The 23,875-nt window shown below is 35.3% G+C and carries 21 protein-coding genes; 6 read left to right on the plus strand and 15 right to left on the minus strand.

The features are described from left to right. Positions 1-2: 2 nt before the first annotated feature. The 3 genes from KEM10_RS19710 to KEM10_RS19720 are packed head-to-tail and all read left to right on the plus strand — an operon-like array spanning position 3 to position 3,551. Entirely contained in the window at positions 3-1,130 is a 1,128-nt protein-coding gene (locus KEM10_RS19710) for a glycosyltransferase family protein (protein WP_212218530.1), read from the plus strand. Positions 1,131-1,184: 54 nt separating this feature from the next. Continuing rightward, a complete protein-coding gene (locus KEM10_RS19715; protein WP_212218533.1) occupies positions 1,185-2,594 on the plus strand; it encodes a thioredoxin-like domain-containing protein in 1,410 nt (469 codons plus the stop codon). Beyond that, positions 2,595-3,551 (plus strand): DUF4465 domain-containing protein, encoded by a 957-nt coding sequence (locus KEM10_RS19720; protein WP_212218536.1) that lies wholly within the window; start codon positions 2,595-2,597, stop codon positions 3,549-3,551. Here the strand turns inward: KEM10_RS19720 and KEM10_RS19725 are convergent. The 8 genes from KEM10_RS19725 to pta all read right to left on the minus strand — a co-directional run bounded on the left by KEM10_RS19725 (position 3,548) and on the right by pta (position 13,679). Next, positions 3,548-5,671: a trypsin-like peptidase domain-containing protein gene (locus KEM10_RS19725; RefSeq protein WP_212218540.1), complete on the minus strand. Its 2,124-nt coding sequence runs from the start codon at positions 5,669-5,671 to the stop codon at positions 3,548-3,550. The two genes, KEM10_RS19720 and KEM10_RS19725, sit on opposite strands and share 4 nt — an antisense overlap. 31 nt (positions 5,672-5,702) lie before the next feature. Next, the gene (locus KEM10_RS19730) at positions 5,703-6,995 is read right to left on the minus strand and encodes a cation:proton antiporter domain-containing protein (protein WP_212218544.1); all 1,293 of its coding nucleotides are present in this window, start codon (positions 6,993-6,995) and stop codon (positions 5,703-5,705) included. A gap of 84 nt (positions 6,996-7,079) precedes the next feature. Then, positions 7,080-8,156, minus strand: coding sequence for a butyrate kinase (gene buk, locus KEM10_RS19735; protein WP_212218547.1), 1,077 nt, complete (start codon positions 8,154-8,156; stop codon positions 7,080-7,082). Positions 8,157-8,204: 48 nt separating this feature from the next. Continuing rightward, positions 8,205-9,101, minus strand: a complete 897-nt coding sequence (locus KEM10_RS19740; RefSeq protein WP_212218550.1) for a bifunctional enoyl-CoA hydratase/phosphate acetyltransferase — start codon at positions 9,099-9,101, stop codon at positions 8,205-8,207. Between the two features lie 33 nt (positions 9,102-9,134). Continuing rightward, positions 9,135-10,349: an acetate/propionate family kinase gene (locus KEM10_RS19745; RefSeq protein WP_212218553.1), complete on the minus strand. Its 1,215-nt coding sequence runs from the start codon at positions 10,347-10,349 to the stop codon at positions 9,135-9,137. 69 nt (positions 10,350-10,418) lie between these two features. Next, positions 10,419-11,396, minus strand: a complete 978-nt coding sequence (locus KEM10_RS19750; RefSeq protein ID WP_212218556.1) for a 3-hydroxyacyl-CoA dehydrogenase family protein — start codon at positions 11,394-11,396, stop codon at positions 10,419-10,421. Between the two features lie 17 nt (positions 11,397-11,413). After that, on the minus strand, positions 11,414-12,628 hold the full coding sequence (locus tag KEM10_RS19755) for an acetate kinase (RefSeq protein WP_212218559.1): 1,215 nt from the start codon (positions 12,626-12,628) through the stop codon (positions 11,414-11,416). 46 nt (positions 12,629-12,674) lie between these two features. Beyond that, positions 12,675-13,679 carry a phosphate acetyltransferase gene (pta, locus tag KEM10_RS19760; RefSeq protein ID WP_212218562.1) on the minus strand — a complete coding sequence of 335 codons (1,005 nt, stop codon included), beginning with the start codon at positions 13,677-13,679 and terminating at the stop codon, positions 12,675-12,677. Positions 13,680-13,952: 273 nt separating this feature from the next. Here pta and KEM10_RS19765 point away from each other — a divergent pair, with 273 nt between their 5' ends. Beyond that, the gene (locus tag KEM10_RS19765) at positions 13,953-14,759 is read left to right on the plus strand and encodes a DUF1338 domain-containing protein (protein ID WP_212218565.1); all 807 of its coding nucleotides are present in this window, start codon (positions 13,953-13,955) and stop codon (positions 14,757-14,759) included. Positions 14,760-14,860: 101 nt separating this feature from the next. Here the strand turns inward: KEM10_RS19765 and KEM10_RS19770 are convergent, their stop codons facing one another. The 3 genes from KEM10_RS19770 to KEM10_RS19780 all read right to left on the minus strand — a co-directional run bounded on the left by KEM10_RS19770 (position 14,861) and on the right by KEM10_RS19780 (position 16,696). Then, the gene (locus KEM10_RS19770) at positions 14,861-15,493 is read right to left on the minus strand and encodes an energy transducer TonB (RefSeq protein ID WP_212218568.1); all 633 of its coding nucleotides are present in this window, start codon (positions 15,491-15,493) and stop codon (positions 14,861-14,863) included. A gap of 81 nt (positions 15,494-15,574) precedes the next feature. Then, positions 15,575-15,817 carry a hypothetical protein gene (locus tag KEM10_RS19775; protein WP_212218573.1) on the minus strand — a complete coding sequence of 81 codons (243 nt, stop codon included), beginning with the start codon at positions 15,815-15,817 and terminating at the stop codon, positions 15,575-15,577. A 102-nt stretch (positions 15,818-15,919) separates the two neighbouring features. Beyond that, positions 15,920-16,696 carry an amidohydrolase gene (locus tag KEM10_RS19780; protein ID WP_212218576.1) on the minus strand — a complete coding sequence of 259 codons (777 nt, stop codon included), beginning with the start codon at positions 16,694-16,696 and terminating at the stop codon, positions 15,920-15,922. A gap of 156 nt (positions 16,697-16,852) precedes the next feature. On the opposite strand from KEM10_RS19780, the gene KEM10_RS19785 reads away from it, so the two are divergent. Further along, positions 16,853-17,755 (plus strand): YitT family protein, encoded by a 903-nt coding sequence (locus KEM10_RS19785; RefSeq protein ID WP_212218579.1) that lies wholly within the window; start codon positions 16,853-16,855, stop codon positions 17,753-17,755. Between the two features lie 88 nt (positions 17,756-17,843). Further along, entirely contained in the window at positions 17,844-19,208 is a 1,365-nt protein-coding gene (gene omp85, locus KEM10_RS19790; protein WP_212218582.1) for an Omp85 family outer membrane protein, read from the plus strand. Here the strand turns inward: omp85 and KEM10_RS19795 are convergent. The 4 genes from KEM10_RS19795 to fabG all read right to left on the minus strand — a co-directional run bounded on the left by KEM10_RS19795 (position 19,205) and on the right by fabG (position 23,749). Beyond that, on the minus strand, positions 19,205-20,347 hold the full coding sequence (locus KEM10_RS19795; protein ID WP_212218585.1) for a DUF819 family protein: 1,143 nt from the start codon (positions 20,345-20,347) through the stop codon (positions 19,205-19,207). The two genes, omp85 and KEM10_RS19795, sit on opposite strands and share 4 nt — an antisense overlap. A gap of 33 nt (positions 20,348-20,380) precedes the next feature. Further along, on the minus strand, positions 20,381-21,811 hold the full coding sequence (gene dacB / locus KEM10_RS19800; RefSeq protein WP_212218588.1) for a D-alanyl-D-alanine carboxypeptidase/D-alanyl-D-alanine endopeptidase: 1,431 nt from the start codon (positions 21,809-21,811) through the stop codon (positions 20,381-20,383). After that, positions 21,786-22,826, minus strand: a complete 1,041-nt coding sequence (locus tag KEM10_RS19805) for a DUF6340 family protein (protein WP_212218591.1) — start codon at positions 22,824-22,826, stop codon at positions 21,786-21,788. The genes dacB and KEM10_RS19805 overlap by 26 nt, the downstream gene beginning before the upstream one ends. Before the next feature lie 176 nt (positions 22,827-23,002). Then, positions 23,003-23,749 carry a 3-oxoacyl-[acyl-carrier-protein] reductase gene (gene fabG / locus KEM10_RS19810; protein WP_212218594.1) on the minus strand — a complete coding sequence of 249 codons (747 nt, stop codon included), beginning with the start codon at positions 23,747-23,749 and terminating at the stop codon, positions 23,003-23,005. Between the last annotated feature and the right edge of the window lie 126 nt (positions 23,750-23,875).

Genomic DNA, 23,875 nt, shown 5'->3' on the forward strand with positions numbered 1-23,875 from the left:
GAATGAGTTTCTGTTTGCATGTTGTTTCATTAACAATTCCGTACCCTCCTAATTACGGAGGCGCAATAGATATATATTACAAACTGAAAGCTCTTGCTGAAAACAACATTGAGATAATCCTCCACTGTTATCAGTACGATAGAGGCCAAGAAAGTCAGCTTGAAAAAATATGCAAACAGGTATTCTATTACAAAAGATCAACGGGTATTTTCAAACATTTTAGCAGTAAACCATACATTGTTGTTTCACGAAGTAACCGTCAATTATTTAAAATTCTTAATAAGGACAACTACCCTATTTTAGCTGAAGGGCTTCATTGCTCCGATGTTTTAAATTACGTAAATCCCAAAAGAGTATTTGTAAGAACTCATAACATTGAGCATTCTTATTATAACGAGCTTAGTAATTCAACTCAAAACCTTATTAAAAAGATATTTTTCAAAACAGAAAGTATCAAGCTTAAAAAGTACGAGTCTATATTACAAAAAGCAGCAGGTATCTTTTGTATTTCTGATTTTGAGCTTCCTCATTTTAAAAAAACAAATTCAAACTCATTCTTACTCCCCCCTTTCCATCAATACTCTGCTTGTTTAAGCAAAGAAGGTACGGGTAATTACATTCTTATACACGGCAATTTAAGCGTAGAAGAAAACATCAAGTCTGTATTATTACTAATGAATGAGGTAATTCCTAATATTGACTTTAGGATTGTAATTGCAGGTATGAATCCTGATCCTATTCTTAAAAAGAAAATTTCACAGTTATCAAATACCGAACTAATACCTAACCCATCACATGAGAAGATGAAAGAACTAATAAGCCAGGCGCAAATCATTTTGCTTCATACACATCAGGCTACCGGAGTTAAACTTAAATTAGTCAATTCTTTGTTTGATGGAAGACATTGCATTTGTAATGACAAAATGATTGAAGGCACTAACTTAAAGAACATTTGTCATCAGGCTAATAATACCAAAGAGTGGATTGATAAAATAAATGAGTTAAAGACGAAACCTTTTACAATGGAAGAAAAGTACAATAGAGAAAAGCAACTTGATGCTCTGTTCAATAATAATAGAAATATTCAAACACTCATTAATCAAATATATAAGAATGTTAATATGATGTAAACATCAAACCGATTGGAGTATTAAATTATATATTTACAAAAAATCTTAATATATATGAAATCTATAGTTTCTACACTAATTATTACTTTCTTCTATACTCTTGTTAGCCAAGCCCAAACATGTAAAATTGATGTAACAATTGATGAATTTAGTAAAGATACTATCATATTGGGTTATTATTTCAATAAACAGATGTTTGTTGAGGATACAATCCCTTCCAATTCTGCAGGTAAGTTTATTATTGAAAAAGAAGAACCTCTTAAACAAGGCGTTTATATCATCTATTTAAATAGCGAACAATACTTTGATGTGTTAATTGGTGAAGACCAAACATTCTCAATCAAAACATCCACCAACGAGTTATTGAATAATCTGGAAGTAAAAGGAGCGACAGAAAGCGCTTCATTCCTTAATTATCAGCAACTTTTACGTACCAAACAAAAAGAAGCCAAAGACATACAAGAGCAACTTAAAGCTACTGTGGACGAAGATTTAAAAGCCAAATTAACCCAACAACTACAAGGATTTGGCGAAGAAGTAAAACAGAAATCCTCAAGCTTGATTGATGATAATCCCGACACCTTTCTGGCCATATTTTTAAAAGGACTGCAAGAGGTTGAAGTACCTGAGATGCAAGCTCCGGCAGGAAGTGAAAATCCCGATCAGGATGTTCAAAGAATGCGCTTTAACTATTACAAAGAGCATTACTTCGATAATATTGACCTGTCAGACGAACGATTATTACGCACACCCTATTTTACTGATAAAATAGACCGCTATTTATCACAGGTTTTGGTCATACCTGACACTATCATCATTGGTTGTCATAGGATGATTGCTGCTACAGAAGGAAGCGATGAAATGCAGAAATACCTTATTCAGCATCTTTTTAATTGGGCTAACGAAAGTAAAACAATGGGAATGGATGCAGTCATGGTAGATATGGCTGATGCCTACTATTTAAATGGAAGAGCAGACTGGGTTGATGAAGAATTCTTAACTAAGCTTCAGGAAAGAGTGGACAAAATTAAACCCACCTTATTAAATAAGGTAGCCAAGGATTTTAAAATGCAATCGTATACCGGCGAGTTTCATCGATTAAGTGAAGTCAGAGCTCCTTTTACAATTCTGGTATTTTGGGAACCTGAATGTGGCCATTGCAAAAAAGAAATTCCTAAATTAAATGAAGAGGTTTGGAAGAATTATGCAGATAAAGGCATAAAAATTGTGGCTGTATACACCCAAAATAACAAAGAAGAATGGGAAGAATTTATTACTGAACATGCTTTGGAAGAATGGATTCATTTATACGATCCTTATAATCAAAGTGGATTTAGGAATAACTATGACATTTACAGCACACCGGTGATTTATATATTAGATAAAGACAAAAAAATATTAGCTAAACGCTTAGGGGTAGAACAAATTCCAGGTTTTCTGGATCATCATTTAAAGAATTTATAAATGAAACTGAATTTTTTCATTGCTATTATAATTATCGTCTTCATTGGTTTTTCATGTAATAAAGATGACAAAGCGATTCCGGCACCTACTATTTATCTTTCTATGCCGGAACAAGGTTTTGATGTTGACATTGATAGCTCATTTATTATTGAGCCTAAAATAACCTACGATATATCCTCGAGCTATGCGTGGATATTAGAGGATGAAATTATTTCAACTGATAAAGATTTTACCTTTTTTGATTATGGATACGGATCTTTTGATTTTACCTTTACGGTAACTACACCTTCAGGTGTTGATAGCATGTTCATACCAATTTATGGGATCGATTTCTGCACATTTGAAGAAATTGAATTCCCCGAAGACAGCACCTATCACAACTCTCCAGATAATGGATTTTTTAGTTTTAAATACATTCAATTAAGCAACGATTATAATGGTAATTATATCGATTGGAGTGGCTTTGCCGTTAGCAGCGAAACCAATCAATCATCGTATGCTATCAGCAATCAATTTAGCGTTTATAACAACTCTGGCTCAGATGATTCTGATAAATTTGGTGTATTCAAACAGTCAGACAATATTAATCATCAGATATCTTTTTCCGACGGCCAAGCCCATCAATTAAAATCTATTGACGTGAATAACTCAACTTTAGCTTATTTAACAATGAATGAAGGCTTTAAAAGAAGAGATACAGTTGATTTTTTCCGCTTAACCATTAGTAGTTATGATGAAAATAACATGGTTAAAGATAGCATTGAATATTATTTGGCTGACTATAGATACCCTCGGACTTCTGACAAATTTATTATCTCAACATGGAAGACTGTTGATCTTTCTGCATTAGGGGAAGTTAATGCCATTGGGTTTAAATTAGCATCTTCATTTGACAATGATACCGTTTACACCATGCCCAACTATTTTTGCTTCGATAATTTAAAAATTAATAATTAGGGTATAATCAATATTTTTTGAGGAATGGTTGAAACCGGGTTCTTAAATACAGCAATGTACAATCCTTGCGTAATATTTGATGGTAGAACAAGATTATCACTTTTCTCACCATTGCGATTGTATATATATACTAACGATCCATTTGAGCTGTACAATTCAATACTTGATAAATGCTCAAGATTAGTAGCGTAATTAAGATATCCATTCACACAAGGGTTGGGTTTGATTACCACTTGTTTTTCTTCTAAACTATCAACTGTTGTTGCTAATTCAAAATCAGAACCAAGAAAATCAATCCAAAACACTCCATTTTCACCCGTAGGATTTAACTGATCAAAGCCCTTCCATGATCCATTATCTCTGATATATGCTCTATTGCGAACAAAAGAACCTATGTTTTTATGCACATTGTACAAAGCAAAGGTATCTGCACTTGCCGGGTTAGTTAATTCAACACCGATAAAAAACTCACCATTGATTTGTAATGCATTATTAAGTTCAACAAAATACTCTCGTCTCTTTATTTCAGCGAGAGAAAGATCCGAAGCTTCAAAAACAACATTTGCAGGAGCACCTCCTATACTATTCCATATTTTAACATTAATACTCGATGTTAGAGAGTAATCGCAAATAGCTGGAATAATATAAATACCATGTATCTTCACTGAGCTATAGTCGTAGAAATATTGTGCGAAACCATCGTATCCTTCGCTATTGGTTCCTGACCATGGTCCGGAAAAAGAATCACCATATAGCAATACTGGTGTCATTTCATCATCGGCAAAACTTTTCCTTTTTATAGCTCCTTTATAAAAATCAAAACCATCAATTGTAGAAGTCTTTGATTGTAAAGGATCAAGCCAATAAGCCAATTGCTCTGTCGAATCTGAATGCATCTCCCAAGCCTTGTTAATACGCGCATAGTAATCTTCATGGGGATAACTACATGAACCATAGCCACCTGATAAAGTACCTATTATTCTACCGTCCTGGGTAAACAACCCAGAACCGGAAGATCCTCCTTCGGTAGTTCCACTCACCCAATCCTCAATTAACCAATGTCCATCCTGTATAAATCCATAAGCATTAAAAGTAGTAGCCTCTGGCGCAGCCCCAGACCACGATACTTTCTTAACATCTCCCTCGGGATGATGCACTGAATATACTGCATCTGAAAATACGGTATTTATATCCCAACCAATCCAATAAGGTCTGTATGAAGCAGGAGGAATAGCTTCTAATTCAACTAATGAGAAGTCCATATTCTCAACTCCAGATTTAAATTGAGCACCACTCATCTGTTGCTGATCCGTTCCAGCAATGCTATCAATGCATGAAGGAGAATCAAAATTGAAATAAAAAACCATATTTCCTGCTTCACTCTGATTACTAACACAGTGTGCTGCCGTTAGAAAATACGGAGTACCGTCGTTATTGGTATTATTGACCAATGTACCTGAACATAAATAGCCATTAACAAGATACTTTACCACAGAACGTCTGACTTCATCCGGCACTCGTGAGTCGCAACCAACATCCACATTACAATCGCCAGACATACCAAAGTCCATATTCCTCTTCAGGTAATCATTAATTCCTAAAAAATCGTGATATACTTCACCAATAACTAATTGCTGTTCATCAGCTATATTCTGGGCCGTTTGTAATTCCACAACTATTTCATCACCCAAAACAGGTGAAGTAGCCAATTTACCAAATTCCTTATTATTTGCCTCTGTGAAACTCCCAAGTATTACAGACCGATCATTATTATAAATAAAAACTTTTGAATCTCCGGTAAGCTTAAACTCACTAAAGTTAATACTTAAACTCTTGGCAGTTTGAGATTTTAAAACTAATTGCCAAACTAATGTTCCATCTCCCTGATCATACCATATACCAGAATTTACAGGTGAATAATCGACATAAATTGGATAAGCATATCGCAATGGACCATTTCCGGTAGACGCCTCTTCTTTCAAGGCAATTATACTTGGCTCGCCAACTAATTGAAGGGATTCTGTGGAGAAGATATCTGATGGTCTCCCTCCATGTGAAATTTGTGCATATATTGTAACACTGCATAAAATCAGCAGTATTGTAACTATTCTTTTTAACATACTTCTACTAACAATTTACCGTCCAAAATTTTTATTCGTCAGCATCACTCTGTCTACTGGTTTTATCTTCGTCTTCCCTACTTAATCCCACCTTTTTAACAACCTTCAACAAAGGTAAAACACGTTTAATTCGTCCCATTCGCCCTAACCTGTCATGAACTAAAGCCCATGCCATTACAATACTGGTTACTATAATTGACAATGTCAATATCCCCAATTCAAAGTCATTTATTCTGAATTCAATTGGAATAGCGAAAAACAAAAGTACAGATATTAAACCTCTGGGTGCAATTAAAAATTGAGGAAAATAGTTCTTTCTAAACATTACTTTAAATAAACCCCATCTAAAACCATAAACCCCAACCATAAAATAGGCAGTTAACAGCAATATTTTAGGCACAAACACCCCTGCCAGAGTAATTGATAAGCCCAAAACAAAGAAGAAGAAAGTACGCACAACAAATGAACTTTCTTTGGTTATTAGCTTAAAGTCAACTAATACTTTTGATACATTTTCTTCGATCAGATACTTCTTGAGAGGTCCAAAAAAGAATAATTTCCTGTTCTCAAGAATAACTCCAAACACCAAAATCATAAGCAAGGAAGATAAATGAAACAGCTTTCCTATATCATAGATTAGAATTAAAACAGCAAAAAACAAAAACAGTTTTACATCAGATCTAATTCGTTGAAATGCAAATATCATTGCATACGATAAAAGCACACTTAATATTAGGGTACCTCCTATATTTGAGATGATATTTACACCAATCATGGTAGCACCATTCTCATTAATGTTTTCAAGTAACAGATAGAAGAACATGATACCCAATATATCAGAAAGAGTACTCTCGTATATTAAAAACTCTTTCTTCTCTTTAGGTAACCCACTTACACTGGGAATTACAATAGCACTACTTGTAATTGCTAAAGGAATGGCATAAATAATTGCTGACAACCAATCGATATTACCGATAAAATACTGAATACCAATAGCCAATAAAAAAGTATTAAAGAACAGAGACAGAGCCGACACTAATAAAGCACTTCCAATTTGTTTCAGGTTCTCTTTTTTTAACTCTAAATCAAGAGCTGCCTCCAAAACAATTAATACCAACCCAACTATACCTAATAACTCTAATGGAAGAAACCAATCAGCTTCATTAAAATTAAATCCCAGCAACTCCTTTGCCAGGTAACCACTTGAAATTAGAAGTATTACACTGGGAACATTTGTTTTTTTTGCAATTAAATTAAACAAATAAGAAACAATAATAATAATTGCGGCACCTATTAAAATATAATATGCACTGACTCCTTCCATACAGATAGTTTAGATTTGATGCATAAGATATAAAAAAAATGCCGCAGAATGTTCTACGGCAATTCAAATCTATTTATTTGTTACTTATTCATACACCTTGCATTCTACTTCACCTGCTAAAACACTAATGGCATTATCAGCTAAAGCTTTCATCTCATCCTCTCCGGGATAAATTTTTATTGGAGCTACCCAGCCCACCATATCTTTAATATAGTCAGTTACTGTTTTATCATGAGCTATACCTCCTGTAATGATTATACCGTCAACTTCTCCCTTTAAAACAGCTGCACATCCGCCAATGGTTTTTCCTATCTGATAAGACATTGCCTTCAAAATCAGCATATGATGCTCATCACCGGCTAAAGCCTTTTCCTCAACTTCATTAGCTTGATTAGTACCTAAATGAGCTACCATTCCTCCTTTACCATTTACCAACTTACGCATTTCTTCATAGGTATATTTACCGCTAAAGCAAGCATCAATTAAAGCTCCTGTCGGCAAAGTACCGGCTCTTTCAGGCGAAAAAGGTCCGTAACCATCTAAGGCATTATTTACATCTATAACACGACCTTTATGATGTGCACCAACAGATATACCTCCACCTAAATGTGCTACAATCACATTAATATCTTCATATCTTTTATCGATGGATTTGGCAAAATTCTTAGCAACAGCTTTCTGGTTAAGAGCATGAAAAACAGATCGACGTGGCATTTCCGGATGACCAGTTACCCGGGCAACATCCTCCAGTTCATCAACTACAACAGGATCCGCAATAAAAGCTCGCGCTTCTGGTATCACCTTGGCTATATCGTCGGCTATTAAGCCTCCCAAGTTACTAGCATGTTGCCCTAATATACCTTTTCGCAAATCAGCTTTTAAGGCTTCATTTACTTCATATACACCAGAGGATATCGGTTTTACTAAACCACCACGCCCAACAATGGCATCAAAATCATCAATATCTATTTCGGCCTGAATCAGTTCGCTTAAGATACATTCTTTCCTAAATTCGAATTGAGCGGCAATATTTTCAAATTGAGCTAATTGCTCTGCCGAATGTCTTAAAGTTTTCAGAAAAATAGATTCACTACCCTCATACACCGCTATTTTTGTTGAGGTAGATCCGGGATTTATCACTAAAACTTTACTTCGTTTCATTACACGTATTGATTTAAGGGAATATTCAAATAAATTGTAAGCCTGGAATCAGGCCATTGCTGCAAGCAAGATACTATTATATTTCGATTCTTCTGAATCGCTTCTTGAAGTGAGCACAATAGGCGCTGAAGCTCCTAATATTACTGAAGCTACTTTTGCTTTAGCAAAAAACACCAAAGTCTTGTACAGAACATTACCCACCTCAATATCAGGCATTAATAAAAGATCAGTATCACCAGCAACCCCACTTTTAATACCTTTATGCTTTGCACTTTCAAAACTAACTGCATTATCAAAAGCTAAAGGTCCATCAATAATACAATTTTTAATCTGATCGCGCTGATTCATTTTAGATAACAAAGCTGCATCAAGAGTGGCTTGCATGCTTTCATTCACCATCTCAATAGCACCGAGCACAGCTACTTTGGGTTTTGGAATTCCCATTTTATTTAAATAACCTACCGAATTATTTACAATATCGATTTTGTCTTTCAGGTTGGGAGCTATATTCATAGCAACATCTGTTACAGCTATCAATTTATGATAGGTATCAACCTCAAACAAAGCAAAGTGTGACAATAACCTACCTGTACGTAGGCCCCATTCTTTATTTAGTACTCCTTTTAACAAGGTAGGAGTTGCCACCTTACCTTTCATTAGAATATCAGCCTGACTATCGTGAACCATTCGAACTGCTATTTCAACAGCTTTCTCATTATCAGATTCGTCAATGAAAGAAGCTTGGGAGAAATCATAGCCTTTGGCAGCTATAATAGCTTCTGTTTCGGATTGCGATCCAATTAAGATAGGTTCGATAATACCGGCCTGATAAGCATTATGAACCGCGTCGAGGGAATGACCATCCTGCGACACGGCTAATGCTAATTTCTTCTTAACCTTCTTTTGAAGAATTAGTTTCTGAAGATCATTAAGGGATTTAAACATAAAATTGAAATTTGTTGATTGAGTTCTTTCTATTTAACGATTAGCTAATTCCTCAACAATGTTTTTGGTATCTAATGCGATTACTAACTCTTCATTAGTTGGGACAACCATAACCGTTGTTTTGGAATTTTCAGTGCTTACTACTTTTTCATCTCCAATAACACCAATATTTACCTCTTTGTTAACTTCAATACCTAAAAACTCAAGATCTTTACAGATTACTTCTCTTCTGAAACCTGAATTTTCGCCAATTCCGCCAGTAAAAATTAAGATATCAACACCTCCCATAGCAGCTGCATAAGCACCAATATACTTCTTCACTCTATAGTCGTAAACGTCTAATCCAAGCTGTGCTATTTCATCTCCTTCGGAAGCGGCATCCTGTATTTCTCTCATATCAGACGAAATACCTGTCAGACCTAACAAACCACTGTGCTTATTAAATAATACACTAGCAGAACGAGTACCAATTTTTTCTTTGTCCATAATGTAAGTAACTGCACCTAAATCTAGATCACCGGCACGTGTACCCATTACTAACCCCTCCAGTGGAGTAAAACCCATTGAAGTATCAACTGATTCGCCATTTTGAATGGCTGCAATTGAAGCACCATTACCCAAATGACAAGAAATAATTTTTTGCTCTTTATAATCTACTCCAAGCATGTCGCAGGCACGGCTTGATACATATCGATGACTGGTTCCATGGAAACCATAACGTCGGATACCATACTGATTATAAAGCGTTTTAGGAATAGCATACATATATGCCTTCTTAGGCATTGTTTGATGGAATGCAGTATCAAACACACCACACTGAGGTACGTTTGGCAACAATTGAGTAATAGCCTCAATACCCTTAAGGTTTGGTGGGTTATGCAATGGAGCCAAATCTATGCATTCTTCCATTTTTTTGATTACATCATCAGTAATGTAAACACTTGAGTTAAATTCCTCTCCTCCATGCACAACTCGGTGCCCTACTGCATCAATCTCATCCAGACTTGCAATACATCCGTGCTTCTCACTTAATAATACTCCTAAAATATAATCGATACCAGCCTGATGATCTAAAATCTCACCTTCGAGCAATACTTTTTTACCATCTTTTTGATGCTTCAGAAAAGATCCTTTTAAACCAATTTTCTCAACAACACCGGCAACTAATACGTCCCATTCGGTGCCGTCCATATTAAATAACTGATATTTTATTGATGAACTACCACAGTTCAATACTAATATTTTCATGCTTATTTTTTCTTTGTTTTGATGATGCTAATAACATCATTTAACTATATTTATCAACCAGGTTGCTAATTAAAACTTGCGTACAAGATCTTCGTTTGGTAAGATATTGCCATCTTTATCATAGCGATAAAAACCAACTCCTACGTTCTTACCCAGACGTTTAGCCCTAACCAATCGACGAATCAATGGCGAAGGAGTAAACTTCTGATTACCGAACTCCTCATGTAAGTTAGTCATCCAACGCATAACCTTGTCTAATCCAATAATATCAGCTGATTTAAACGGACCAAAGCGCATTCCCAGGCCTACTTCCATGGTTTTATCAATATCCTCAAGAGTTGCAACACCCTCCATTAAGGTTGCACAGGCTTCGTTAAGTAATGTTACATACAAGCGTACGCTAACAATACCTGCTGATTCCTCAACCGGAATTACATCACGATTAATCAACTTAACAAACGTACATACACGTTGATAAACCTCATCTGAAGTATATAATCCTTTAACAACTTCTATAATTCGAGCTTCAGGTGACGTTACAAAGAAATGCAGACTAACACAACGTTCTCTGATTTTTAACTCTGAAGCTAATTCAGTTATAACAATGGTTGTTGCATTGGTTGCTATGATGGCATCACTACTTACAACTTCTTCCACTCTTCTGAAAACTTCCTTACGTGTTTCAATATTACGAACACCTGTTTCATCAGCACGAATTGCTTCAATAACAAAGTCACAACCAGCTAAATCTTTGTAATCCAAAGATCCTTTAATGCGGCTCATTATTGCACGCTTATCACCCGGTGTTAATCCCCAGTTTTCAATTCGATTATCAAGTTCACCACCAATATTTTCTATTGCCTGATTTATTTTTTCATCGCTTAGCTCAATGAAAACTACTTCCATGCCATGCCAAGCAGCAATACGAGCAATACTTTGCCCTTCTTTACCACATCCTACAACCCCTACTTTTGAAAAAAGTGTTTTACCTTTCTTTTTTTGTCCTAAAGCATACGATTCAATAGGTTCTACAAGAATTTCAGCCATTTATATTTGTTTTATAATTATCCTTTATTCGTATTATTTAATATTCCGTAAGTTTCGCGTGCAATTACAAGTTCCTCATTTGTATTGACAACAGCAACCGATACGCTAGATTCATGTGAAGAAATAATTCCTGTTTGGCCACATGTTTCCATATTTCGATGGCTATCTACCTGTAAACCCAGAAAACTTAGTTTTTTACAAACCTCTTCTCTTACTCTATAAGAATTCTCTCCTATTCCACCAGTAAATACAAGCATATCAATTCCATCTAAAGCACCAATAAATGAAGCTATCTTTTTACGCAATCGATATACATACATGTCCAGAGCTAATTGAGCCCTATAAATTCCTTCACCTGCAGCTTGTTCAATATCTCTCATATCTGATGAAATGCCAGATATTCCTTGCAAGCCACTTTGTTTATTAATCAAACTAGAGATTCCCCTTATACTTAATTGCTCTTTTTCTTCGAGAAACAACAAAATTCCGGGATCCAGAGAACCACATCGTGTTCCCATCATTAATCCGGTAACAGGGGTAAACCCCATTGATGTATCTATTGATTCGCCATTTTCTATTGCCGTAATGGAAGCCCCATTACCTAGATGGCAGGTTATAATCTTGGATTTAGTGAATTCTTTGTTGCAAAGTTTTGCCCCAATTTGCGCCACATATTTATGACTAATTCCATGAAAACCATAACGGCGAATTTTATATTTTTCATAAAACTGATATGGAATTCCGTAAAGAAATGCATGTTTGGGCATTGTTTGATGAAAAGAAGTATCAAAAACGGCCACCTGCTGTACATCTGGTAATAAAACTTCAACAGATAATATCCCCTTTAAGTTGGCAGGGTTATGCAAAGGTGCAAGTTCAGCACATTCTACAACCTGTTGCTTAACGTTATCGTTAATAACAATACTTTCTTTAAACAACTCCCCCCCGTGTACCACTCTATGCCCTACTGCATCAATCTCTGATAATTCTTTTAAGACTCCTCCTTCAGCACTTGTTAAATGATCAAATATTAGTTTTAAACCAACAGTGTGGTCGGGTATACTCTTTTCAACAATCAGCTGCGAAACGCCATTAACGCAATGTTTAAGAGCCCCTCCTTCTATTCCAATACGCTCAACAATACCTTTAGCAAGCAACTGCTCCTGCTCTTCAATATTGAATAGCTGATACTTGATAGATGAACTACCACTATTTAAAACCAGAATAATCATTTTCTCCGGAATAAATAAAGAGCCGGACAACCGGCTCTTAAAAATATTATACAGTTCCAGCGGCCTGGTTAGCTGTAATTGCAACAAGATTAACAATATCGCTTACCGAACAACCTCGTGACAAATCATTAATTGGTGCTGCCATCCCCTGCAAAATAGGACCAATTGCTTCTGCATGCCCCATACGTTGCACTAATTTGTATGCAATATTACCAGTTTCAAGTGTTGGAAAAACCAATACATTTGCCTGACCTGCAATTTCGCTATCAGGTGCTTTTTTCTGACCAATAGCAGGAATAATTGCAGCATCGGATTGTAACTCGCCATCAATTTTCATATCAGGAGCCTGTGCTTTAGCCAACTCAGTAGCTTTTACCACTTTATCAACCATATCATGCTTAGCACTTCCTTTGGTTGAGAAACTTAACATGGCAATTTTAGGCTCAAAACCAGCAATTGCTCTGGTTGTCTGACCTGTTGCAACGGCAATTTGAGCTAATTCTTCTGCTGTTGGATCAGGGTGTACAGCACAGTCGGCAAAAACCATCATTCCATCTTCACCAAATTCTTTATCTTTTAAAATCATGATAAAGGCACCAGAAACAACACTTATACCAGGTGCAGTTTTTACATACTGAAAAGCTGGACGAAGCACATCACCTGTTGCATTATCAGCTCCGGCTACTTCTCCATCAGCATCACCAGCCTTAATCATCATTACAGCTAAAAACAACGGATTCTTAATCAACTTCACCGCCTCTTCTTTTGTAAGACCCTTCTTTTTTCTGATCTCAACCATCATATCTGTATAGGCATCAATCTTATCATGATTCTCAGGATCAACAATAGTAGCTTTACCAATATTCTGCAATCCTAATTTGGTAGCTTCAGCTTTTACTTTATCAGTATTGCCAATCAAAATAATTTCTGAAAACCCTTCACCTAAAATTGTATCTGCTGCTTTTAATGTTCGTTCTTCCAATCCCTCAGGAAGAACAATCCTTTTTTTGTTTTGGCTTGCCTTAAGCTTAAGCTGTTCTATGAATTCCATTTTATATCTTAATAAGGTTATTTTATAACAATTCCCACAAAGCTAATGCGAAAATTGCATATTTCATATGTATTTTATCATCTATTTAAAATGTTTAAAAACAGAAAAACTCCTGAAAAAATAGCAAGTTCAGAGGCTCTGTCAAATTGAAAGCAACCTTCATAAAATCACCATCAAACATCTTTAAATTTACAAATTTCAGCTATCAAAACAGAATACAACTTACAATTTGACATTGGTCAATTTGTTTTCTAATTTGAATTAAAAAATAAGATGAAGAACAACGCAACACTTTTCAATCGTCTTTTTGATGAGTACCAGAATCTAAATCCTTCGGTTAAGAAAATTCATCAACTTTTTAACTCAAACAACGAAACAATCGTTAATGATCACATCGCCTTCAGAACATTCAATTATTCGCATGTTAACGTAAATGTCTTGGCTAAGCCATTTCTTGAAAGAGGTTACAAAGAAAAGGGTAATTATCGTTTTGAACAAAAAAAACTGACAGCAAAACACTTTGAAATGGAAAATAATTCTTCCGCCCCCAAAATTTTCATAAGTCAATTAATGATTGAAGAACTTTCTGATAAAACAAAAGAATTATTGGATACTCATATTAAGGAACCGAATATTAGTATACCTACCAGTGATGATCTGTTATTTGCGGGTAACATTTGGGGAACTCCCAGTTACAGTGTATACCAGGAATTATTAAAAGAATCGGAATATGCAGCCTGGTTGTATGTGTTTGGTTACCGAGCCAATCATTTTACTGTTTTGATCAACAAACTAAAACACATTCAAAGTTTAGAAGAATTAAACTCCTTTATTGAAGAAAATGGTTACCAGCTAAATAGTTCCGGAGGAAAAATAAAAGGTACTCCCGATCAATTCCTTGAACAATCAAGTACGTTAGCCGATATTGTTGAAATGAAATTTAAAGAAGGGAGTTACAAAGTGCCGGCATGTTATTACGAGTTTGCACGGCGCTATCCTCTGCCTTCCGGAGAATTATTCGGCGGTTTTATTGCAAAATCAGCCGATAAAATTTTTGAGAGCACCAATTACAGGAAATAAAATAATAAAACCCATCGTAACGGATGGGTTTGCTTATTAATCAATTAAATAGATGGCATGATTTAATCTAAAAGAAAAATACACATTTTAGATTACGAACTTTAGTACACCGGGGGTGTACCTCTTTTAGTTGTCATAACGACCACCCCATTCTTACCTTTATCTCCGTATAAAGCTGTAGCTTTACTTCCTTTGAGTACCCTTATTGATTTCACATTATAATCTTCCAACTCCAGGTACCCTTCAACCATCTTATTATCTACAACAAATAAAGGAGGATTTTCAAGTATATTAAACTCTTTCAATTTGTTGGCCAGAAACCTTTCATCTTTATTTAGAGTAAAGTTAACCGGAACCATCATTTGGGTATTCACTTCATGGCCATCTTTTTTGCCAGGCTTCCATGGTCCTGTTTGTTTTACAAAGTCAACAACAGCTTCATCCAATACAGGATCAACGCTTTTATCAACTTTTACATCTTTAACAACACCCGTAGATGAAATAATGAACGAAACCCATACATCACCTTCTACTCCACGCAATTTGGCATTTGTAGGATACTTGATATGCTTTGCAATGTATTTGTTAAAATTCCTACTCGAATTACTTAGCTTGGGAAGTTTATCAACAACAGTTTCAACATTATCGTTAGCAGGTTCTGACTGACCATACATTTTCACTCCAAAAATGAAAGTTAGAGCCAAAATTAAAGAGAAAGATAATTTGGTTTTCATAGGATTAAGTATTAATTATTCATGTTACACACAACAATAATCATACCACGAAACCGTAAAAAAGATAGAACAAACTGTCTTTTACTTTTTCCTCATTTCTTCTATTCTTTTAAGAACATCCTGAATACTGCTATCATCCATTGGCACTCCCTTATTCCCTTCTTTTGGGGCCATTGTTTTTTTAACTCTTTCAGCTTCCTCTTTAAGAGCATTCATTTTTTGTATTGCCTGAATCTCATCTTCATAATTAATCCCCAAGCGATCCATCAATTCTTTAAAGAATTCAATTTTATCGTTTGATAAAATAACTTTATACGACTTCATAAAATCCTATTTTACATTTGACTTATCAACTCCTTAAATAAAGTTAACAAAACTATCTTTGATAGTCAATTTCTTCCATAACATTTTTTTAGTCCTTCAAGTTTATTTAACTAGGTGAAAATCATCGGAGTCTTTCCAAACAGGAAACTTTTTTCTGAATGCATCCTGATGTACCTTATTTAACTCAACAATTTTAACCGTCTCCTCTTCATTATTTAATTCACAAATGGCTTTGCCCTTTGCATCCAAAGCAACTGAATCACCACTATAATAAGCACTAATATCTTGCCCCACACGATTTACACCCACCACGTAACTCTGGTTCTCAATAGCACGAGCACGCAGTAACGTGGACCATACCTCAATTCGGACCTTAGGCCAATTAGCAACATAAACTAACAGATCGTATTCATCTTGATTTCTGCTCCACACCGGAAACCTCAAGTCGTAACAAACCAAAGGGCAAATCTTCCATCCTTTATAATCAAATATCAAACGATTCTCACCTCTTTTGTAATGCTTGGTTTCATTACCCATACTAAACAAATGTCTCTTATCATAGTATTGATAATTTCCATCAGCGAAAAAAACAAACAAACGATTAAAATAATCAACACCATCAGTATATACCACACTTCCCATTAAGCATGCATCTAATTCTTCCGCTTTCTTCTTCATCCATTGAATCACCTTCCCCGACATACTTTGTGCCACTTTGTGAGGATGCATAGTAAAGCCCGAATGAAACATTTCGGGTAACACAACTAAATCTGCCTTCGATTTTATGTGAGTCAATAGCTTATCCAAATGAGATATATTTTTTTCTTCATCCTCCCAAAAGATATCCTGTTGAACTAAAGCTACCTTTAAATTATTCATATCAACCACTTTTTAAATCCATGCGCAATTAACACTAATTGAAATGCTTTTCAAAATTCATAAAGTTGTATTTTAAACACTTTTTCTGTTTTTTGTTATTTTTCGTTTTTTATTTAGAAAAAGAGTATAATTTTGCGCCTCTTAATATGGACTCACATGAAAATTACGAAACAAATTTACGGAGGAAATCACAAGCGATTAGTTCTGGACTATTTACTAATAGCCATTGGTTCTTTTATTTTGGCATCAGGATTTGTATTCTTTATTAATCCATATAAGATTGTGCCCGGTGGAGTATACGGTCTTGGAATAGTAGTTCATCACCTAATTGACGAAGTACCTGTTGGTACATTTGGATTAATCCTGAACATTCCATTAACCCTGTTAGGCATAAAAGTTTTAGGATCTAAATTTGGAATTAAAACAGTATTGGGAATGGTTTTAACCACTCTTTTCATGGATTCTTTAACTTATTTTGTTGGTGAACAAGACCCTTTAGGTTTGCAAAATGACTTATTGCTCTCTTCTGTTTTTGGAGGCATAGTAATTGGATTTGGTTTGGGATTAATTTTCAAAGCAAAAGCAACATCAGGTGGGTCTGACATTGTTGCCATGATTGGGAGTAAGTATTCTAAAATCTCTGTCGGTCAGTTTTTAATAATAGTTGACTCCATAATTGTATTAACTGGCCTGGTGGTATTTAAAGATTGGAAAATTCCGTTGTATTCATGGATAGTGATATTTATAACTGGTAAAGTTATCGACATAACACTGGATGGTATATCATATGAAAAAGCTTTGATTATAATCTCGGATAAACATGAAGTTATAAAAGACAGAATATTAAATAGTCTGGAAAGAGGCGGTACATATTTTACTGGCGAAGGAATGTACAGCGGCGAAGAAAAGAAGGTGATTTTCACAGTCGTATCGCGACGTGAAGTAACCACCCTACAAGCAATGATTAGTCAGATTGACCCCAATGCCTTTCTAACAGTTATGGACACCTCAGAAATTTTAGGAGAAGGTTTTAAATCGCTCAATGAGGATGAAGGATAAATTGAATAAATAACATTTAATGAAGGTCTGCACAACAAATGCAGACTTTTTTGTTTTCGATATAAATCAAAATCACTATTTTGACAACATGAAAGAAAACAATCTACCGTTCAAATCTAAATTAATTCTATTATCATTTTTACTCTTGTGCGTTTTATCAACACTAGCGCAAACCGATACAACCTACACAAAAGAAGGTTTTACTTTTGGATTGTTACCCGCCATTTCATACGATGCAGATTTAGGATTTCAATATGGTGGCTTAACCAACCTCTACTGGTACGGAGACGGCAGTCGATATCCTGAATATGAGCATTCACTTTATTTAGAGGTCTCAAAGTATACAGCCGGATCAACATTACTAAGAGGCTATTTCGATTCACCAATTGCAATCAATAACGTAAGAACCACCGTTGATGTAACTTATTTCCGCGATCAGACCATGGACTTTTACGGATTCAACGGTTATCAAGCGGTTTATAATGCCAACTGGGAAGATGATTCTTCGGAAGATTACCTTTCGAGAGTTTTTTATCGACATCACAGGGATATGTTCAGAGTCCTCACCAACTTTAAAGGACATTTAGGCACTGACAATTCTCCATGGGAATGGATGGGAGGTTTAACATTCTTCAATTTCAATATTAAATCGGTAGATATTAATAGAATAAATAAAAAACTGGATGAGAATGATCAACTGCCTGATATACCTACCCTCTATGATAAATATGTTGACTGGGGCATAATAAAGGAAAAGGAAGCAAAAGGTGGCAATCATTTATATGTAAAAGGAGGTTTATCGTACGACACTCGTGATATACTAGCAAACCCCTCAAAAGGCATGTGGACAGAGCTTTTTTTAATTTATATGCCTTCTTTATTCTCAAGTTTTGATGATTCTTACATTAGAATGAACCTGTTTCACCGACAGTATTTTTCATTAACACCTAAGCGCAACCTGATATTTGCCTACCGGGTTGGACTACAACATAAAATAGCCGGAGACATACCGTTCTATCTATTACCACATATGGCCTCGAGCGTGCTTACATCAGCAACTTCACAAGGCTTGGGCGGATCCAAAACTTTACGAGGAATAAACAGGAACAGAGTGGTTGGCGATGGTAATTTATTAGCAAACGTTGAGTTGCGATGGAAAATGTGGCGAACCAAACTATTTAAACAGGATTTCTATCTGGGATCGAACTACTTTGTGGATATGGGAATGATAACTCAAAAATACCAATTTGATTTAACTCCTGCACAAGATGAGTTGAGAGACCATTATCCCCTATTCTTTAATAATGAGGATGATAAACTACATTTAAGCTATGGCTTTGGATTGAAAGGCGCCTTAAATGAGAATTTTGTACTTTCAGCTGAATATGGGTTTGCTGCCGACAAACAAGACGGCACATCTGGACTATATATTACTTTGAACTATTTATTTTAGATCCAGCTTAATACCATCGCCATAGCATATCCTAAATAATTACCCAAGGCATAACCGATTAAACCAACTGTTAAGCCCGGAACAATTATTTCGCGATTACGTAAAGATCCTGCAACAACCGGAACAAACGGTGGACTACAAATTAAAGCCGCTGAGGTCACAAGAACCGTATCTACATCCACTTTTTTAAAGCGTGCTAAAAGTACGTGCAGAATAAGACTAACAAAAATAACGAAGGTAATGTAACCAAATAATGCAGGGTTAATATTTGTAATATTATCAACACTTGCCTTGGATGCAACCACAATGCTAAAAATTAAAATCAAGTACATTCCTAAATCAAAAGTACCTTCCGTTTGATGTATTTTCTTGAAAGATGAACCGCCGATTCCGAAAGCAGTAATCAAAAATATAAATACCACCATTTTAGCCGACTCAGGCACCAACATCATTATCCCACCTGCTAATGCGATCAAACCTAAAGTTATCAGAAGAACAATTAACAACTTTTTTCTTTTAACTTTATCTCTTACCACCAGCCATAATGCGTCATCCTCTTTATTAAATTCAGCCAACGAATTCATCGGAACAAACTTTGGCAAAACCAAACCAAATAACTTTTGTCCAAAGCCCATTATAACGAATAAATATACCGCACCAATGACCATATCATATGAGTGAATTGCTAAATACACCTCTTCATCCACATCCAGTATTAATTTTAAAGAAGCCAAGTTAGGTGTTCCTCCACTGAAGATTCCCACTAACATACCAGCCACTTTATTAAAAGATGGAATTGTATTACCCTTAAACACAAAGTAACCGGATATAACAGCTATTAAAACAGCCAATAGTGCAAACAACAAAGAATAAAGCGGTTTCACTGCTAAATTCTTCCATGCTTTAACATTAGAGGTAAAAAGCATTAAAGGAATGGCAATTGGAACAGTAATATTCATTAGGGTATCCTGCAATTGATAAAACTCCTCTGAAGAAGCTCCCAAGAGTCCTAAAATCACCCCTATAACATAACTCATCACAATGGTTCCCACACGATTTAGAAACTCATATCTCTGACAAAGATAAATAGCTAAAACCGGCAAAAACACATATAAAATTAATAAAATAGTAACCCCCATAACCTTAAAGTACTGGTGCAAAAATACGGATTCTTACTGATTTTGCATCATATCCTTTAACAACAGTGAAATTCTATGACGTACTTCTGAAAAAGGCTCACTAAAACCATTTACCATAATACATACAGCATATTCATTGCCTGACTGAGTTGTTAAATAACCACAATACCCCAACACATTATTCATTGATCCACTTTTTCCAATAAAAGAGCCTAGTACCTTATCTTCTTTAAACAAACTCTTTAAGGTACCATCTTCACCTGCCACAGATAAGGATGACATAAATTCATCGGAATAATCCTGATCATAAATATAACTTAAGGCCTTGACCATATCATCTGAAGAGAAACGGTTAAATGGAGACAAGCCACTTCCATCATAAAATACTCCAGAGAACTTATCAATCCTCTCTTTCCAATAATTTTGCAACAAAAATGAAGAATTATCCCAATTTGCCTGTTTATCTTGCTCAAGTGCCATTTGAAAAAACACATGATCAGCAAACAAGTTAAAACTCTTTTTATTGATGACCTTAATAATCTGATTTAAAGCAGGTGATTGATGGATTAACAATTCCTTTTTATTAGAATACTGTTCAACTTTACCTTTTACAACACCACCCCTCACCATTATTCCATTAGCAGATAAATATAACCTTAAACGTGTGGCAAAAGTATTGGATGGATCTGGCAAAGCTCCTTTAATGACAAATGAAGTTCTACCTGCCGGAATAGATCCGCTAACATACCACTGATCCATATCCGGATGACCATATATATATGCGCTATCTTTATTTACTGACGAACTCTTAACTAAACAATTGAATTGCTTATCAATTTCAGGATCACTTTTAACCACCCTACATATTTTACCCACTTGCTTTGGCGATGACAAAGTAAGTCTGAAGGTATTTTCTTTATAAGTTAACGCATGGGGTGTAGCTCCATAATAATTCGCCATATCCTCCCAATTTCTCTTGGAGGGATAACTCACTCCCAGGAATAAGTTATCATCAATAACTACATCGTGTATTTCAAAAACTTTATTCTTTCGCAGAGCATTTAAAATATGTTTAAAAAGAAAATCTTCACTGGTTGTCTCCCATCTATCAGAACCCAATGTTGGATCGCCTCCTCCTTTAACAATCAAAGAGGGCTTTTTTGAATTACTTAGGTAAAAATTAGTAAAGAAACGGTAATTACCGCCCAACAAATCATAAGCTGCACCTGTTGTAAAAATCTTAGTAAGAGATGCTGAAATTAACCTTTTTTGTTCATTAAAAGCTATAAGTGATTGATTTGTTTTTAAATCTATTACACTTGCACTAATAAATCCATTAACACTTATATTACTTAATTGATTTGTATAATCCTCCCTTTTTTCTGAATTAGAGCATGCAATTAAAGCGACCAACATAATGCTAAGCCAAACCTTACACCTACTCCCCACCACCAACTTGTTCATTTAATTTTTTGATTTCTTTTTTACGATGAGTAAGATACACATAATAATTTTGAGCATCCGTTTTTTCATCGGAATAGAGGGCTTGAAGCATTTGATTATACAATGAGTAACTCTTATATGACCACATCAGCGCGTTCTCAACATCACCTTCACGCTCAAGAGTTACAGCTATATTATGAGCAGCTCTGGCTTTTTCTAAATCTTTACCGTTTTCATAAATGTAATTCCATAATTTACGGGCTTCATCAGGATTATCTTTCCCTAGCCAATCATTAGCAGCCACAAAATAACTGTTCCCCTTTATATACAACTGCCTTTCAATACGCTCCCACTCAGGAACCAGTAAACTAGAAAATTCTTCCCCCATATAAAAAGCAAATTCAGTGTTTGCCTCCTGCAGATCAGGAAAACGAAAAATTGAAGACTCAATACTTCCACCTTCACCATGCCAATAGATTGTATCTTTATGCATATCTGACAGTATCGGTTCCGACTCCATAACATCATATAGGCGCCAGTAGTTGAAACCATGAACTGCCATTGTGGAATAGTAAATATCAGGGAACTTTTCAACATCTAGCTGAGTTCCGTATACATATGCCTCTAATGACAAAACAGCATCGGCATTATATTTATCACATATTGATTCAACCTGATATCCAGACAATTCTTTTAGAGGATTGGAAGAATAGTTTTTCTTATAATGAGTTGTATCTATATAAACTGTATCAAAGAAATGCTTGTACTGCAACGAATGATTAAGACTTACCAATACAGAATCAGCATATCCTTCAAACACAGATGTATCCAAAACCTGTTTTAATCCGTCAACAATCGCAATGTGAATATCTTTTCTTTTATAGGGGTAGCTATTATTAATCAGTACTACTGATTTTATTTCAGGAGGAACAGTGTGCTTTGCAGGTCTTAGTATCTCGTAACTAATAATAGGACTTTTTGAGCTGCAAGCCATCAATACTACTATCAGAAACAAAAAAGTTATATATCTCAACATAAAACTAACATCTTAACAAGAGTAATAATCACCACACTTTCAATCTAACCACATGATCTCTTGAGAATTGAACAAGGTTTAGCTATAAATCAACAACAAAAATCAAACCAAACGACATCTTAAAAATAAAAAAGGGTGGTTAAAAAACCACCCTTTATTTATTATTTTGTAATTTCTTACATATTCATACCACCACAAACATGGATAGTTTGTCCACTTACATAAGATGATAAGTCAGAACCCAAGAAGATACAAATATTAGCTACATCTTCAGGTGTTCCACCTCGTTTCAAAGGAATTTGAGACTCCCATTGTTTTTTAACATCTTCTGATAATTTGCCAGTCATTTCTGTAATGATAAAACCAGGAGCAATAGCATTACTTCTGATACCACGTGAACCAAGCTCTTTAGCAACAGATTTTGTAAAACCGATCATACCAGCTTTTGATGCTGAATAGTTAGCTTGTCCTGCATTACCGCTAACACCAACAACCGAACTCATGTTGATGATAGATCCAGAGCGCTGACGTAACATAGTTGGTTGAACAGCTTTCGTAAAGTTAAATACCGACTTAAGGTTAACATTAATCACTGCATCCCACTGATCTTCAGTCATACGCATTAACAAAGTATCTTTTGTAATACCTGCATTGTTTATCAATACATCCACAGCACCAAAATCTTTAACAATTTCAGCAACCACTTTTTGGGTATCTTCAAAGTTACTTGCATCAGAAGCATATCCTTTAGCCTTAACACCAAGCGCTGCAAGCTCTTTTTCAGTTTCCTGAGCTGCTTCATTAATTGCAAGATCAGTAAAAGCAACATTACAACCTTCCTGAGCAAAACGTAAGGCAATTGCTTTACCAATTCCGCGTGCAGCACCTGTTACTATAGCTGTTTTTCCTTCTAATAACTTCATAATTTTGTCTTATTTAAAAGTTACAAATATGCTGAACGTCTTATAACGTTCAGTTATTTCGTACATTAAAAACTCTTTTTGAACATTCCACTTCTATAGTCGAATATACCTGAGTATCAAATGCAG

Origin of the sequence: Carboxylicivirga linearis, assembly GCF_018271995.1 — a bacterium.
GTDB lineage: Bacteria > Bacteroidota > Bacteroidia > Bacteroidales > Marinilabiliaceae > Carboxylicivirga > Carboxylicivirga linearis.